The organism is Enterobacter cloacae complex sp. ECC445 (assembly GCF_021892025.1).
GTDB lineage: Bacteria > Pseudomonadota > Gammaproteobacteria > Enterobacterales > Enterobacteriaceae > Enterobacter > Enterobacter chengduensis.
In genome coordinates this window covers 53,432-68,890 of sequence record NZ_JAKLRZ010000025.1, presented here as the reverse complement: position 1 = coordinate 68,890, position 15,459 = coordinate 53,432, and the positions used below count along the sequence as shown (strand labels likewise).

At 58.9% G+C, this 15,459-nt stretch carries 9 protein-coding genes; 5 read left to right on the top strand and 4 right to left on the bottom strand.

Features of this window, described 5'->3' with window-relative positions:
• Positions 1 to 14 precede the first annotated feature (14 nt).
• From L6R44_RS18380 to L6R44_RS18365, 4 genes are all read right to left on the bottom strand, one after another.
• On the bottom strand, positions 15 to 785 hold the full coding sequence (locus L6R44_RS18380) for a MurR/RpiR family transcriptional regulator (protein WP_237425029.1): 771 nt from the start codon (positions 783 to 785) through the stop codon (positions 15 to 17).
• Positions 785 to 1,633 (bottom strand): 3-mercaptopyruvate sulfurtransferase, encoded by an 849-nt coding sequence (gene sseA / locus L6R44_RS18375; protein WP_237425028.1) that lies wholly within the window; start codon positions 1,631 to 1,633, stop codon positions 785 to 787. Before sseA ends, L6R44_RS18380 begins: the two co-directional genes overlap by 1 nt.
• Positions 1,634 to 1,723: 90 nt before the next feature.
• Entirely contained in the window at positions 1,724 to 3,091 is a 1,368-nt protein-coding gene (locus L6R44_RS18370) for a 6-phospho-alpha-glucosidase (protein WP_237425027.1), read from the bottom strand.
• Between the two features lie 12 nt (positions 3,092 to 3,103).
• Positions 3,104 to 4,648, bottom strand: coding sequence for a PTS transporter subunit EIIC (locus L6R44_RS18365; protein WP_237425026.1), 1,545 nt, complete (start codon positions 4,646 to 4,648; stop codon positions 3,104 to 3,106).
• A gap of 286 nt (positions 4,649 to 4,934) precedes the next feature.
• Between L6R44_RS18365 and L6R44_RS18360 the strand changes: the two genes are divergently transcribed.
• The 5 genes from L6R44_RS18360 to rodZ all read left to right on the top strand — a co-directional run bounded on the left by L6R44_RS18360 (position 4,935) and on the right by rodZ (position 15,441).
• Entirely contained in the window at positions 4,935 to 9,887 is a 4,953-nt protein-coding gene (locus L6R44_RS18360) for an alpha-2-macroglobulin family protein (protein ID WP_237425025.1), read from the top strand.
• Position 9,888: 1 nt separating this feature from the next.
• A complete protein-coding gene (gene pbpC, locus L6R44_RS18355; protein ID WP_237425024.1) occupies positions 9,889 to 12,213 on the top strand; it encodes a peptidoglycan glycosyltransferase PbpC in 2,325 nt (774 codons plus the stop codon).
• Between the two features lie 156 nt (positions 12,214 to 12,369).
• Positions 12,370 to 12,801, top strand: a complete 432-nt coding sequence (gene ndk / locus L6R44_RS18350; RefSeq protein WP_003860625.1) for a nucleoside-diphosphate kinase — start codon at positions 12,370 to 12,372, stop codon at positions 12,799 to 12,801.
• A 169-nt stretch (positions 12,802 to 12,970) separates the two neighbouring features.
• Positions 12,971 to 14,137, top strand: coding sequence for a bifunctional tRNA (adenosine(37)-C2)-methyltransferase TrmG/ribosomal RNA large subunit methyltransferase RlmN (locus L6R44_RS18345; protein ID WP_014171168.1), 1,167 nt, complete (start codon positions 12,971 to 12,973; stop codon positions 14,135 to 14,137).
• A gap of 287 nt (positions 14,138 to 14,424) precedes the next feature.
• On the top strand, positions 14,425 to 15,441 hold the full coding sequence (rodZ, locus tag L6R44_RS18340) for a cytoskeleton protein RodZ (protein ID WP_237425023.1): 1,017 nt from the start codon (positions 14,425 to 14,427) through the stop codon (positions 15,439 to 15,441).
• The last annotated feature ends 18 nt before the right edge of the window (positions 15,442 to 15,459 follow it).

Below are 15,459 nucleotides of genomic sequence, written 5' to 3'. Positions count from 1 at the left end.
TGGCGGGGTGACCGTCACCCCGTTGCTTCCAGCAGCAGTAAATCCATCAGCAGCACCAGATTCGACTCAAACGACGTCACCCCTGCGGCTTCGGCGGCAAAGTGTACCGCTTCGTCATAGAGCGCAAAGTGCACGTCCGCCATCCCTGCCAGCGTATTGGCCGAGGCGCGGGTAAACGCGACGATCGTCATACCAACGTTTTTGGCTATCCGCGCTTTATCCAGCACCTGCTCCGTTTCGCCGCTGCGCGAGACGGCAATAAACACCTGGTAGCGGGCGGCGTTGCTGAGAAAAATATTCCGGCTGTCCCCCGGCCCGGAGATAAACGCCGTTTTGCCCAGCACCTGCAGCTTCTTGGTCAGATACTCGGCAAACAGATAGGAAAACCCGGCACCGTAGAGGAAGAAACTCTCTTTTTGGCGCAGCAGGTCGGCAAACTGCTGGCGCTTCTCCTGCGTGACCCACTGGAAGGTGTGCTGATAGTTGGCGATAAACTGATTAAACAGCGCAGGCAATTCAGCCTGATGCTCAGGCTGCGCGGCAATGTGCGGGGTGTCGGAGAGCAGCTGCTTGCAGTGCCAGATGAGCTCGCTAAAGCCGCTGAACCCCAGCTTCTGACACAGCCGCATAATGGTGGCGCTGGAAACAAACGTCGCCTGCGCCAGCTCGCGAACCGTAATATTGCCCACCAGCAGCGGATGCTCCGTGAGGTGGGCGAGGACGCGATACTCCGCGCGGGTCAGCGACGCCCCGCGCGTTAACAGCGTGGCCAGGCGGTTATCCATTATTTCGCCGGTTCAACCGGCAGGTCGTCCCGCGCGCCCCATTCGCTCCAGGCACCGTCGTAAAGCGTGATGTCGCTTACGCCGAGCGTGGCGAGGGCCAGAATCACCACGCAGGCCGTGACGCCGGAACCGCAGCTGGCAATAATTGGACGGTGTAAATCGACGCCTGCACGGTCAAAAATAGCGCGCAGCTCGTCGGTGGTTTTCAGCTCGCCTTCAAATACCAGGTCGCCCCACGGCACGTTCAGCGCGCCCGGAATATGCCCGCGCCTCAGTCTCGGACGCGGTTCATCCGCTTCGGCATTGAAGCGCGGAGCAGGACGGGCATCGACGATTTGCGCCGTTTTTTCATGGCTAACGACCAGCACGTCGGTCAGGCGCTTCACCACGTGTGCATCAAACGTCGCGTCGAAATCCCCTTCCGGCAGCGTCACGTCACCCTGCTGAAGCGGCAGCTCGTCGCGCTTCCAGCCCGCCAGCCCGCCAGCCAGAATCGAGACTTTTTCCACGCCGAAGTTTTTCAGCATCCACCACGCGCGCGGGGCGGAGAAGAGGTTGCCTTCGTCATAGACAACGAGGTGTTTGTCTTTGCTAACGCCCAGCTCGCGCATCGCCACGGAAAACGCTTCCGGGCGCGGCAGCATGTGCGGCAGGGGAGAGTTGTGATCGGAGAGGGCTTCGATATCAAAAAATACCGCGCCAGGAAGATGTCCGGCCCGGTATTCCGCGACCATATCGCGAAGGTGTTCCTGCCCGGCAGGGGCCATACGCGCGTCAATAATCTGAACTTCCGGGTCGTCGCCGTGCTCAATCAGCCAGTCGGCGGCGACAAAATATGAGGTGGACATGGGATGCCTCCATTCTTTTCCGTAAAAAAGGATTGTCGGTGTTTTTTCTGACACCGACAAGCAAACCACGTTCAACTCGCGAGCAAGCCCCTATTTTTTCACCGTTTCGCCATCCTGCCAGGCCTTTTGCAGCGCGGGCCAGTAGTCGCGATTGGCCTCGATCATCTCATCCAGTATCGCTTTCGCATGTTCCATCGTGGGCACGGTGCGGTTGAGGGTAAACGCCTGCAGGGCTTTCTCATAGCTGCCTTCAATAGTTGCCTCTACCAGCAGCTGTTCCGATGCCAGCTGCTGTTGCAGCAGGGTCTGATGGAACAGCGGCACCTGACCGATGCGCACAGGCTCTGGTCCTTCGGAGGTAATATAGGCGGGCACTTCCACCATCGCATCGTATGGCAGGTTGGTAATCGCCCCGCGGTTTTCCACCATCACCAGATGGCGGCCGCGCAGGTTAAAGGCCAGCGAGCAGGCCACGTCGACGATAAACTCGCCGTGTACCCCCACGTGGAAGGCATCCGGCAGGATCCCGGTGCGCTTGTACTCTTGCGCAGCAGCAAAGAGTTTTTTCTCACGCCCGTCCATCACTTCGTTGGCGCGGGTATAGTCCGGGTTCTGGTGCTCGACAATCTGATTGGGCATCAGGTAGTACTGCAGGTACGGATTTGGCAGATACTCCGGGAAGTTGTCCACGATCGGCTTGATGTTGCGCCAGGTTTTCACCCAGGAGGGATCGGAATGCTGCGGATCGGTTTTGGCGGCGTCTTCCGTCAGCAGGCCAAACTTCGCGATATGTTTGCGCAGCTCGGGCAGCCTGTCCTCGCCGTCGACCAGCACGCGGGTAAACCAGCCGAAGTGGTTCAGGCCGAAATAGTCCACCTCCAGCCTCTGGCGATCCACGCCAAGTATGGCACCCATATTGCGCATGGCGGCGACGGGCATATCGCAGATGTTCAGCACCCGCGCGTTCGGGCGCAGGCGGCGCACGCCTTCCGCGACGATCGCCGCCGGGTTGGAGTAGTTCACGATCCAGGCTTTTTCATGCGCGTAGCGATCCACCAGATCGATAAGATCAACCATCGGCAGGATCGTGCGCAGCCCGTACGCCAGCCCGCCGGGACCGCAGGTCTCCTGGCCGACCACGCCGTGCCGCAGGGGGATCTTCTCATCCTGCTCGCGCATTTTGTACTGACCGACGCGCATCTGTGCGAAGACGAAATGCGCGCCGCTGAACGCCACTTCCGGGTCAGTGGTGACGGTGAATTTGATGCTTTCACTGTGGTCGCGAATCACTTTCTCAACCACCGGCGCAATGGTGTTCTGGCGCACCTCGTCGATGTCATAGAGGCGGATTTCGGCCAGCGGGAAGTCATGCAGACGCACCATCAGGCTTTTCACAATACCCGGCGTATAGGTGCTACCGCCGCCGGCAATCGACAGAATGAAGGGGGGTGTAAACATCTTTAGCTCCTTTCAGAGAAACGTCTCAACGGCTTCTCGCATTTTTTTGACGTGTAGCCCGTAGACCACCTGAACGTTGTTACCTTGTTTGATGACCCCTTTCGCGCCGGTGGCCTTCAGGCGCGGCTCGTCGATAATGCCGACGTCCTTCACCGTGACGCGTAAGCGGGTATAGCAGTTATCTACAACCTCAATGTTCTCCCTGCCGCCGAGGCCCACCACGATGGACTCACCCAGCCCGTCGTTATTGCCCTTCGCCTGGTACTCCTGCTTGCTGTAAAGGCGCGTCTCCTGATCCTCATCCTCACGGCCTGGGGTCTTCATGTTGAAGCGCAGGATCAGGAAGCGGAACACCGTGAAGTAGAGGGCAAACATGATCAGCCCGACCAGCAGATACATCGGCCAGTTGGACTTCTCCGTGCCGAGCGGCAGGTTGTAGAGGATGAAGTCGATAATCCCGTTGGCGCCGATGGCGTGAACGCCAAATAGCGAGAACAGCATCATGCCGATGCCGGTCAGCACCGCGTGCACCACGAACAGCAGCGGGGCGACGAACAGGAAGGAGAACTCAATCGGCTCGGTGACGCCCACCAGCAGTGAGGTCAGCGCCGCCGGGATCAGAATGGCTTTCGCAACGGCTTTGCGTTCCGGTTTTGCGGTCATATACATCGCCAGCGCGGCGGCGGGCAGGCCGAACATTTTGCTGATACCGCGCGCGTCCCACACCACGGTGCTGCTGAGCTGCTTCACCTCCGGGCAGGCCATCTCGGCGAAGTAGATATTACGCGCGCCCTGATAGGTTGCGCCGCATACCTCCTGCGTCCCCCCGAGTTCGGTATAGAGGAACGGGGTATAAACCAGATGGTGCAGGCCGGTGGGGACCAGAATGCGCTCCAGGAAACCGTAAATGGCTACGCCGAACGGGCCGGAGCCTTTAATGGCCAGCGCCAGGGCGCTAATCCCGTGCTGGGCAAACGGCCACAGTTCGCTTATTACCACGCCGAGCAGCATGGAGACGGGCAGCATCACAATCGCGACAAAGCAGTGGCCGGAGTAAATCGCCATCGCGCCGTTAAACTGTACGCCGGAATATTTGTTGTACAGGTATCCCGACAGCGCCCCGGTCAGGATCCCGGCGAAAACGCCCATCTCCAGCACCTGCACGCCCAGAACCATGGTCTGCCCGGCCGCTTTCAGCTGGGCCGCTGGCGCCAGCTCGCCCTGAAGCTGTAACGTGACGTTCATGGCGTTGATAAACACCACGAAGGTCACCAGACCAATCAGCGCCGCGTAGCCTTTATCGCGCGTTGCCAGCCCAATCGGGATCCCGACGGCAAACACCAGCGCCAGGTTGACCAGCACCGATACGGCGGATTTGGCGATCAGCTGGCCGATACTCTGAATAAGCGGATGGCCAAGAAACGGCAGGTACTCGGCCAGGTTGCCGTTACCCAAAACATTACCAAAGGCGATAAACAGACCGACAATCGGTAAGATAAGTACCGGTCCGTACAGTGATTTTCCGAAATTTTGTAGGGCGTTCACGGCTCGTTTCATGGCTTTCTCTCTTTTTGAACCGCGCACTCGGGGTGCGTTATGGTCATAAAACTAGCAGTCTTTAGTTGTGGTTACCTAGCTATCTTATTGTTTTAAAAACAAATGACGTAAAAGGTAACATGTGACGTTATGTGCTGTGATCGCGCTTCCATCACGGCGTAGCGGCGAAATGCCGTTCTGCGAGGCGCTTTCCAGATTCTAAAATTGGACTTTTTGAATTAATGAAACTTGCGGATAATACTTATCCGGACGACGACCAACAGGCTCCATGGGCCAGGGACAAAGGATGAAACCGTTTCGCTTAGCCGCGCTCTCTCTTGCGCTGCTTACCACGTTTACGCTTGTCGGCTGTGATAACAGCGACGATAAACCTCAGGCTGCGGCTCCCGCGGCATCCACCGCATCCACACCGAAAGCCGCGGAAAAACCCAGTGCAGAAAAGCTGGCTAAGCTGGCCGCCCAGAGTCAGGGAAAAGCGCTGACGCTGCTGGATACCTCTGAAGTTCAGCTCGACGGTGCCGCCACGCTGGTGCTGACGTTTTCTGTTCCGCTGAATCCCGATCAGGATTTCGCCAAAACGGTTCACGTCGTGGACAAAAAAAGCGGCAAGGTTGACGGGGCGTGGGAACTTGCGCCTAACCTGAAAGAGCTTCGCCTGCGCCATCTGGAGCCTAACCGCAACCTGGTCGTTACCGTTGAGCGGGGCCTGCAGGCGCTGAACAAGGCGACGTTCGGCATTGATTATGAAAAAGCCCTGACCACTCGGGACGTTGAACCGACGGTCGGTTTCGCCAGCCGCGGCTCGCTGCTGCCGGGTAAAGTGGTTGAAGGTCTGCCGGTGATGGCGCTCAACGTCAACAATGTTGACGTTAACTTCTACCGCGTGAAGCCTGAATCGCTGGCCTCCCTTGTCAGCCAGTGGGAGTATCGTAACTCGCTGACCAACTGGGAATCCGACAACCTGCTGAAGATGGCGGAGCTGGTTTACACCGGTCGGTTCGATCTTAATCCGGCGCGCAACACGCGCGAAAAACTGCTGTTGCCCCTCAAGGATATCAAGCCGCTCCAGCAGTCTGGCGTTTATATCGCGGTCATGAACCAGGCCGGGCACTACAACTACAGCAACGCCGCGACGCTCTTTACCTTAAGCGATATTGGTCTATCCGCCCACCGTTACCATAACCGCCTGGATATCTTCACCCAGAGCCTGGAGAACGGTGCGGCGCAGTCCGGCGTGACCGTCACCCTGTTGAACGACAAAGGGCAGACCCTTGCCGAAGCGAACAGCGATGCGGACGGCCATGCGACGCTCGAAACGGACAAAGAAGCCGCGCTGATCCTGGCGAGCAAAGATGGCCAGACCACGCTGCTTGACCTCAAGCTGCCGGCCCTCGATCTGGCTGAGTTTGATATCGCAGGAAGTCCTGGCTACAGCAAACAATTCTTCATGTTTGGCCCACGCGATCTCTACCGTCCGGGCGAAACGGTGATCCTGAACGGTCTCCTGCGCGACAGCGACGGTAAGCCACTTCCCGACCAGCCCGTGAAGCTTGACGTGCTGCGTCCAGATGGACAGGTCGCGCGTACTGTTGTCGTCAAGCCAGAAAATGGACTCTATCGTTTTAACTATCCGCTGGACAGCGGAGCGCAAACCGGCATGTGGCATATCCGCGCCAACACGGGCGATAACCTGCAGCGCCTGTGGGACTTCCACGTTGAAGACTTCATGCCAGAGCGTATGGCGCTCAACCTCAGCGGGCAAAAAACGCCGGTTTCACCGCAGGATAACGTCGACTTTAACGTCGTCGGCTATTACCTGTACGGCGCGCCTGCCAACGGTAATTCCCTGCAGGGCCAGCTTTTCCTGCGTCCGCTGCGTGAAGCCGTGTCTGCGCTGCCGGGCTTCCAGTTTGGCGATATCGCCGAGGAGAACCTGAGCCGCAGCCTGGATGAAGTGCAGCTTACGCTGGACGAACAGGGGCGTGGAGAGGTCACTACCGAAAGCCAGTGGAAAGAGGTGCACTCGCCGCTGCAGCTGATCCTGCAGGCCAGCCTGCTGGAGTCCGGCGGTCGTCCGGTAACGCGTCGCGCCGAGCAGGCTATCTGGCCGGCAGCTGAACTGCCTGGTATCCGTCCGCAGTTCGCCAGTAAAGCGGTTTACGACTACCGTACCGATACCACCGTCAACCAACCGATTGTTGACGAGAACGGCAACGCCAGTTTCGACATCGTGTATGCCGATGCCAGCGGAGCGAAAAAGGCCGTTTCCGGGTTACAGGTGCGTCTGATCCGCGAGCGTCGGGACTACTTCTGGAACTGGTCAGAGAGCGAAGGCTGGCAGTCTCAGTTCGATCAAAAAGACCTGGTCGAAGGCGAGCAGGAGCTGACCCTCAAGGCCGATGAAACCGGCAAGGTCACCTTCCCGGTGGAGTGGGGTTCATACCGTCTGGAGGTGAAAGCGCCTGATGAGATGGTCAGCAGCGTGCGCTTCTGGGCAGGCTACAGCTGGCAGGATAACAGCGACGGTACCGGCGCTGCGCGCCCTGACCGCGTGACGCTGAAGCTGGATAAGCCAGCCTATCAGCCGGGCGACACCATCAACCTGCACATTGCCGCGCCAGCCGCTGGCAAGGGCTATGCGATGATTGAGTCCAGCGAAGGGCCGCTGTGGTGGAAAGAGATCGACGTACCGGCAAACGGGCTGGATCTCGCTATCCCGGTCGACAAGGCCTGGAAGCGTCACGACCTCTACCTGAGCACGCTGGTGGTCCGTCCTGGGGATAAATCCAAATCCGCCACGCCGAAACGCGCGGTCGGGCTGCTGCATCTGCCGATGGGCGACGAAAATCGCCGCCTGAACATTGCGCTCGATAACCCACAGAAAATGCGTCCAAATCAGACGCTCTCGGTGAAGGTGAAAGCCAGCGTGAAGGAGGGGGCGGTTCCGCAGAAGGTAAACGTGCTGGTCTCGGCGGTGGACAGCGGCGTGCTGAACATTACCGATTACGTTACGCCGGATCCGTGGCAGGCCTTCTTTGGCCAGAAGCGTTACGGTGCGGATATCTACGATATTTACGGCCAGGTCATTGAAGGGCAGGGCCGTCTGGCCGCGCTGCGTTTTGGTGGCGATGGCGATGAGCTGAAGCGCGGCGGTAAACCGCCTGTAAATCACGTCACCATTATCGCCCAGCAGGCTCAGCCGGTTACGCTGGATGCCAACGGGGAAGGCACAATTACGTTGCCGATTGGAGACTTTAACGGTGAGCTGCGTCTGATGGCGCAGGCCTGGACGGAAGACGATTTCGGCAGCAGTGAAGGCAAGATTATTGTGGCCGCGCCGGTCATTACCGAGCTGAATACCCCACGCTTCCTGGCAAGCGGGGATACCTCGCGCCTGACGCTGGATATCACCAACCTGACCGACCAGCCGCAAACGCTCAATGTTGCCCTGGCCTCTACCGGCAAACTGGCGCTGGAAGGCGCACAGCCTCAGCCTGTCCAGCTTTCACCGGGCGCGCGCAGCACGTTGTTTATCCCGGTGCGTGCGCTGGACGGTTATGGTGACGGTGAAGTGACCGCGCAGGTTACCGGCCTGCAGCTTCCGGGCGAAACCTTCGCCCCGCAGCAGAAGAGCTGGAAAATCGGCGTGCGTCCGGCGTTCCCGGCACAGACGGTTAATACCGGTGCCATGCTGAACCCTGGCGAATCGTGGACCGCACCGGCGCAGCACAGCACCGGTTTCTCTCCTGATACCCTGCAGGGACAGCTGCTGCTGAGCGGCAAACCACCTCTCAACCTGGCGCGCTATATTCGCGAACTGCAGGCGTATCCGTATGGTTGCCTGGAGCAGACCACCAGCGGCCTGTTCCCGTCTCTGTACACCAATGCGGCGCAGCTCACCGCGCTGGGCATCAAAGGCGACAGCGACGATAAGCGCCGCGCAGCCATTGATATCGGCATCTCGCGTCTGCTGCAGATGCAGCGTGAAGACGGCGGGTTCGCGCTGTGGGATAAAAACGGTCCGGAAGAGTACTGGCTGACGGCTTACGTGACCGACTTCCTGGTGCGCGCGGGCGAGCAGGGTTACAGCGTACCGGCCGATGCCGTGAACAACGCCAATAGCCGGTTGCTGCGCTACCTGCAGGATCCGGGCATGATGTCCATTCGCTATAGCGACGATACTCAGGCCAGCAAATTTGCCGTGCAGGCGTATGCCGCGCTGGTGCTGGCGCGTCAGCAAAAGGCGCCGCTGGGCGCGCTGCGTGAAATCTGGGATCGTCACGCTCAGGCGGCGTCCGGCCTGCCGCTGATGCAGCTGGGCATGGCCCTCAAGCTGATGGGCGATGCGCCGCGTAGCCAGCAGGCGCTGGATCTGGCGCTCAAAACCCCGCGCAACGACAGCAGAAACTGGATGGCCGATTACGGCAGCCAGCTTCGCGATAACGCGCTGATGCTCTCTCTCCTGGAGGAGTACAAGCTGCTGCCGGATGCACAAAATACGCTGCTGAACGCGCTTTCTGAAGAGGCCTTCAGCCAGCGCTGGTTGTCCACTCAGGAAAGCAACGCGCTGTTCCTGGCCGGACGTTCGCTGCAAACCTTGTCAGGTGCATGGCAGGCGAAAACCACGCTTTCTGATACCGCATCCGGCGGGGATACTGCGCTGGTACAAAACGTAAGCGGCGACCAGCTTGGCGCTCTGCAGGTGACCAATACCGGCACTTCACCACTGTGGGTGCGCCTGGACAGCACCGGTTATCCGGAATATGCCCCTGAGCCGAGCGCGAACGTGCTGCAGGTTGAACGTCATATCCTGGCAACCGACGGCAGCAGTAAATCGCTCTCTTCGCTGAAGAGCGGCGAGCTTGTTCTGGTCTGGCTTGAAGTGAAGGCCAGCCAGAACGTGCCGGACGCGCTGGTGGTGGATCTCCTCCCCGCGGGTCTGGAGCTGGAAAACCAGAACCTGGCGAGCAGCAGCGCCAGCCTGCAGGACAGCGGCAGCGAGGTGCAGAACCTGCTCAGCCAGATGCAGCAGGCGGATATACAGCATATAGAGTTCCGCGATGACCGCTTCGTGGCAGCCGTGCCGGTAAACGAAGGTCAGCCGGTCACGCTGGTTTATCTGGCGCGCGCCGTCACGCCGGGAACTTATCAGGTGCCGGTGCCGATGGTGGAATCTATGTACGTTCCGCAGTGGCGGGCAACGGGGGCGGCCAGCGGCCCGCTGATTGTTGTTCCGTAATATGCGAATGGCACGTCTGACACGCTCCCGCTGGCTGTGGCTGGCGGGAGCGCTTCTCGTTTTATGGGGGCTGATTGTTGCCGCCGACCGCCTGTGGCCGTTGCCGCTGAAAGAGGTTAACCCTGCCCGGGTGGTGGTGGATGAGAAGGGCACACCGCTGTGGCGTTTTGCCGACGCAGAGGGCATCTGGCGCTACCCGGTTACCATTGAAGAAGTCTCTCCCCGCTATCTTGAGGCGCTGATCCAGTACGAAGATCGCTGGTTCTGGGATCACCCCGGCGTCAACCCGCTCTCTGTCCTGCGCGCCGCCTGGCAGGATCTCAGCTCCGGGAAAGTGGTCTCTGGCGGCAGCACGCTCACCATGCAGGTCGCGCGACTGCTGGATCCCCACCCGCGCACCTTTGGCGGCAAAATTCGTCAGCTCTGGCGGGCGATGCAGCTGGAGTGGCACCTTTCTAAACGCGAAATCCTCACGCTCTATCTCAACCGCGCGCCCTTTGGCGGTACGCTGCAGGGCGTGGGGGCGGCAAGCTGGACGTACCTGGGCAAGCCGCCGTCGCAGCTTAGCTATTCCGAGGCGGCGCTGCTGGCGGTACTGCCCCAGGCACCCAGCCGCTTACGTCCGGACCGCTGGCCTGAGCGTGCCGAAGCGGCGCGCAATAAAGTGCTCGAGCGTATGGCGACGCAGGGTGTCTGGTCCGCAAAGCAGGTTAAAGAGTCCCGCGAGGAATCGGTATGGCTGGCTCCCCGGCAGATGCCGCAGCTGGCGCCGCTTTTTGCACGCATGATGCTCGGTAAAAGCCGCGACACGAAAATCGTCACCACGCTGGATGCCGGACTGCAGCGGCAGCTGGAAGAGCTGGCGATGAACTGGAAATCGCGTCTGCCGGCGCGCAGCTCGCTGGCAATGATCGTCGTGGATCACACCGATATGAAAGTGCGCGGCTGGGTGGGGTCGGTGGATATCAACGATGATACGCGTTTTAGCCATGTGGATATGGTCAATGCGATCCGATCGCCGGGATCGGTGCTAAAGCCCTTTATCTACGGCATGGCGCTGGACGATGGCCTGATCCATCCTGCCTCGCTGCTTCAGGACGTTCCACGAAAAACCGGTGATTATCGCCCCGGAAATTTCGACAGCGGCTTCCACGGGCCGGTCAGCATGAGTGAAGCGCTGGTACGCTCCCTCAACCTGCCGGCGGTGCAGGTGCTGGAAGCCTACGGGCCAAAACGTTTTGCCGGTATGCTGAGCAACGCAGGCTTGCCGCTGATCCTGCCCGCGGGGGCGCAGCCGAATCTGTCTCTGATCCTCGGCGGGGCAGGCGCGCGGCTGGCCGATATCGCCGCTGCCTACAGCGCCTTTGCCCGACACGGTAAGGCGGGTAGGCTGCGGTTGCAGCCGGGCGATCCGCTCATTGAACGGCCTCTGTTATCGCCGGGCTCGGCGTGGATTATTCGCCGTATTCTGGCCAACGAGGCGCAGCCGCTGCCGGATAATGCGCTACCGCAGGTTGCGCCGCTGGCGTGGAAAACCGGTACCAGCTACGGCTACCGTGATGCCTGGGCCATAGGCCTGAATGCTCGTTACGTCATTGGCATCTGGACCGGACGACCGGACGGCACGCCCGTGGCGGGGCAGTTTGGTTTCGCCAGCGCGGTTCCGCTGTTAAACCAGGTGAATAACCTGCTTCAGTCTCGCTCGACATTAGACGAAGCCCGCCTGCCGCGCGATCCGCGTCCAGAGAGCGTCGGGCGGGGTGCGATCTGCTGGCCGGGCGGCCAGTCCCTGCCGGAAGGCAGCGAAAACTGTCGCCGTCGCCTGTCGACCTGGCTGCTGGAAGGAAGTGAGCCGCCTACGCTGCTTTTACCGGAAGAGGAAGGGATTCGCGGCATTCGCTTCCCGGTCTGGCTGGATAAAACGGGCAAGCGCGTTGCGGCAGATTGCCCGGATGCCGCGGAGAAAATCCTCGATGTCTGGCCGCTGCCGCTGGAGCCGTGGCTGCCCGCAACCGAGCGCCGTTCGGTACGGGTTCCGCCTTCTTCATCAACCTGTCCTCCTCTCTCGCAGGACGCACCTGCGCCACTCATCCTGAGCGGGGTTCGCGAAGGGGCCGTCATCAAACGTCTGCCGGGCGAATTCCGCGTTTCACTGCCGCTTCAGGCGACCGGCAACAGCGGTGAGCGCTGGTGGTTTTTGAACGGTGAGCCGCTGAGTGTGAAGGGAAGCGTTTACACATTACCGCTTGATAAATCGGGCGATTATCAGTTACTCGTAATGGATGAGACCGGGCAGGTCGCGACGGTGAACTTTACGCTGCAGTGATCTGAAAACAGCTTTTGGATGTGAGCTGTTGCTAAAACTCGTCTTATTTTAAAAAAATGTTACCTGAATCCATAGGCAATGGCGCTATTGCTCATTATAATCCGCGCCACACCATACTCAGGTATGCAAAACAACAGAACATTGACAGAGGTTATCATGGCTATTGAACGTACTTTTTCCATCATCAAGCCAAACGCGGTGGCAAAAAACGTTATTGGCAGCATCTTCGCGCGCTTTGAATCAGCAGGGTTCAAAATTGTTGGCACCAAAATGCTGCACCTGACCGTTGAGCAGGCTCGCGGCTTCTACGCTGAGCACGAAGGTCGCCCATTCTTTGACGGCCTGGTTGAGTTCATGACCTCCGGTCCAATCGTGGTATCCGTGCTGGAAGGCGAAAACGCAGTCCAGCGTCACCGCGACCTGCTGGGTGCAACCAACCCGGACAACGCGCTGGCCGGTACCCTGCGCGCTGACTACGCGGACAGCTTCACCGAGAACGGCACCCACGGTTCTGACTCCGTTGAATCTGCTGCACGCGAAATCGCTTTCTTCTTCGCAGAAGGCGAAGTGTGTCCACGTACCCGTTAATTTAACGGTTTCGTTTACACATTATTTTCGTAAATGCCGCGTCCAGACGTGGCATCCCTGCGTCAGACTTTGTACAATGCAACGCCCCGGACGAGCAGACCGCTTTCCGGGGCGTTTCTATTCAACCCTCCATGGGCCATAACGTGTAACAACGAGGCCGGTAAATATTATGTCTGAATTAGTGAATACCTCCGAAGTCGCCATTCCTGCGGTTCCCAATAAAAATGGAAAAATCAACCTGCTGGATCTGAACCGTCAGCAGATGCGCGAGTTCTTTAAAGAAATGGGCGAAAAGCCGTTTCGTGCCGATCAGGTCATGAAGTGGATGTACCATTACTGCAGCGACAATTTTGATGACATGACTGACATCAATAAGGTCCTGCGCAATAAGCTCAAAGAAGTGGCTGAAATCCGCGCGCCGGAAGTGGTGGAAGAGCAGCGCTCCGCAGATGGCACCATCAAATGGGCGATTGCCGTAGGCGATCAGCGCGTTGAAACCGTCTACATTCCGGAAGAGGACCGCGCCACGCTGTGCGTCTCCTCTCAGGTTGGCTGTGCGCTGGAGTGCAAATTCTGCTCAACCGCGCAGCAGGGCTTTAACCGTAACCTGCGCGTATCCGAAATTATCGGCCAGGTCTGGCGCGCCGCGAAAATCGTCGGTGCGGCAAAAGTGACCGGCACGCGTCCTATCACCAACGTGGTGATGATGGGGATGGGCGAGCCGCTGCTGAACCTGACCAACGTCGTTCCGGCGATGGAAATCATGCTGGATGACTTTGGCTTTGGTCTGTCCAAGCGTCGCGTCACGCTGTCGACGTCGGGCGTTGTGCCTGCGCTGGACAAGCTTGGCGACATGATTGACGTCGCGCTGGCGATCTCCCTGCACGCGCCAAACGACGAAATTCGTGACGAAATTGTGCCGATCAACAAAAAGTACAATATCGAAACCTTCCTCGCTGCCGTGCGCCGCTATCTGGAGAAATCCAACGCCAACCAGGGTCGCGTCACCATTGAGTACGTGATGCTTGACCACGTCAACGACGGCACCGAGCATGCGCACCAGTTGGCTGAACTGCTGAAAGATACGCCGTGCAAAATCAACCTGATCCCATGGAACCCGTTCCCGGGCGCGCCGTATGGCCGTAGCTCAAACAGCCGTATCGACCGCTTCTCGAAGGTGCTGATGGAGTATGGTTTCACCACCATCGTGCGTAAAACCCGTGGTGATGATATTGATGCCGCATGCGGTCAGCTGGCGGGTGACGTCATTGACCGTACCAAGCGTACTCTGCGTAAGCGCATGCAGGGCGAGACGATCGCGGTTAAAGCTGTTTGATTCTTATGCACTCACGGCGCATTATTTGCGCCGTGTTGCATAACCTTACTGAATAATCAGTCAGATTCGTGATGACTGATCAATAATTACGGTGCGTTTCATCCGACTTTCGGGCAGTATGTAACGACGTAACAACAGTTTAGCCGTACGGGCTGTGCTGTCATCTCCGGGCTGACAGTCTTATACTCTCTGTTCAAGGCTAACTGACCAGAAGTTTCGCGGTGCGGGTGGCATTGTGACTCACCGGCGCCTGAACCCTTTTTTTCACGTACCAGTAGTTGTAGCGAATGAATACTGAAGCCACTCACGACCAACATGAAGCACTCTCCACTGGCGTTCGTCTTCGCAACGCCCGTGAACAACTCGGACTCAGCCAGCAAGCCGTTGCGGAACGCTTGTGCCTGAAGGTTTCCACGGTTCGCGATATTGAAGAAGATAAGGCACCTGCCGATCTGGCTTCAACATTTCTGCGCGGTTATATCCGCTCTTACGCAAAACTGGTTCACATCCCCGAAAACGAATTACTGCCAATGATGGAGAAGCAGGCCCCGGTCCGTGCAGCAAAAGTTGCGCCGATGCAGACCTTCTCCCTGGGGAAACGTCGTAAAAAACGTGATGGCTGGCTGATGAGCTTTACCTGGCTGGTGCTGTTTGTCGTAATCGGCCTGACCGGCGCGTGGTGGTGGCAAAACCATAAGGCGCAGCAGGAAGAGATCACCACTATGGCCGATCAATCCTCCGCCGAGCTCAACCAGGCCGGGAATGATAACGCCCAGAGCGTGCCGCTGAATACCGAGGGCGCAGCGTCCTCCAGCGAGCCACAGACCGCCGCGCCAGACGCGTCGGCAACCGGCGCAGCGCAGGCCCCGACAGCAGCGGCTAACACCGCTGCGCCTCAGGCTCAGGATCAAAACGCGGTGGTTTCTCCTTCTCAGGCGAATGTGGATACGGCGGCGAACGCGTCTGCGGCTACCCAGCCTGCAGACAATACCGCCGCATCTCTGCCAACCAGCCCGGCAGGCACGGCGACAACAGCCGCCGATCCTAACGCGCTGGTGATGAACTTCAGCGCCGACTGCTGGCTGGAAGTGACTGACGCGACGGGTAAAAAGCTGTTCAGCGGCCTGCAGCGTAAAGATGGCACGTTAAACCTAACCGGTCAGGCTCCTTATAAACTTAAAATCGGCGCTCCGGCAGCGGTACAGATCCAGTATCAAGGAAAACCTGTCGACCTGAGCCGCTTTATCAGAACTAACCAGGTTGCACGTCTTACCGTTAATGCCGAACAATCAGCAGCACAGTAACAGACGGGCAACGCGGGA

Excerpts from the sequence above, each read along its gene's own strand:
- L6R44_RS18380 (WP_237425029.1), bottom strand. The coding sequence starts at position 785 with ATGGATAACCGCCTGGCCACGCTGTTAACGCGCGGGGCGTCGCTGACC.
- sseA (WP_237425028.1), bottom strand. The coding sequence starts at position 1,633 with ATGTCCACCTCATATTTTGTCGCCGCCGACTGGCTGATTGAGCACGGC.
- L6R44_RS18370 (WP_237425027.1), bottom strand. The coding sequence starts at position 3,091 with ATGTTTACACCCCCCTTCATTCTGTCGATTGCCGGCGGCGGTAGCACC.
- L6R44_RS18365 (WP_237425026.1), bottom strand. The coding sequence starts at position 4,648 with ATGAAACGAGCCGTGAACGCCCTACAAAATTTCGGAAAATCACTGTAC.
- L6R44_RS18360 (WP_237425025.1), top strand. The coding sequence starts at position 4,935 with ATGAAACCGTTTCGCTTAGCCGCGCTCTCTCTTGCGCTGCTTACCACG.
- pbpC (WP_237425024.1), top strand. The coding sequence starts at position 9,889 with ATGCGAATGGCACGTCTGACACGCTCCCGCTGGCTGTGGCTGGCGGGA.
- ndk (WP_003860625.1), top strand. The coding sequence starts at position 12,370 with ATGGCTATTGAACGTACTTTTTCCATCATCAAGCCAAACGCGGTGGCA.
- L6R44_RS18345 (WP_014171168.1), top strand. The coding sequence starts at position 12,971 with ATGTCTGAATTAGTGAATACCTCCGAAGTCGCCATTCCTGCGGTTCCC.
- rodZ (WP_237425023.1), top strand. The coding sequence starts at position 14,425 with ATGAATACTGAAGCCACTCACGACCAACATGAAGCACTCTCCACTGGC.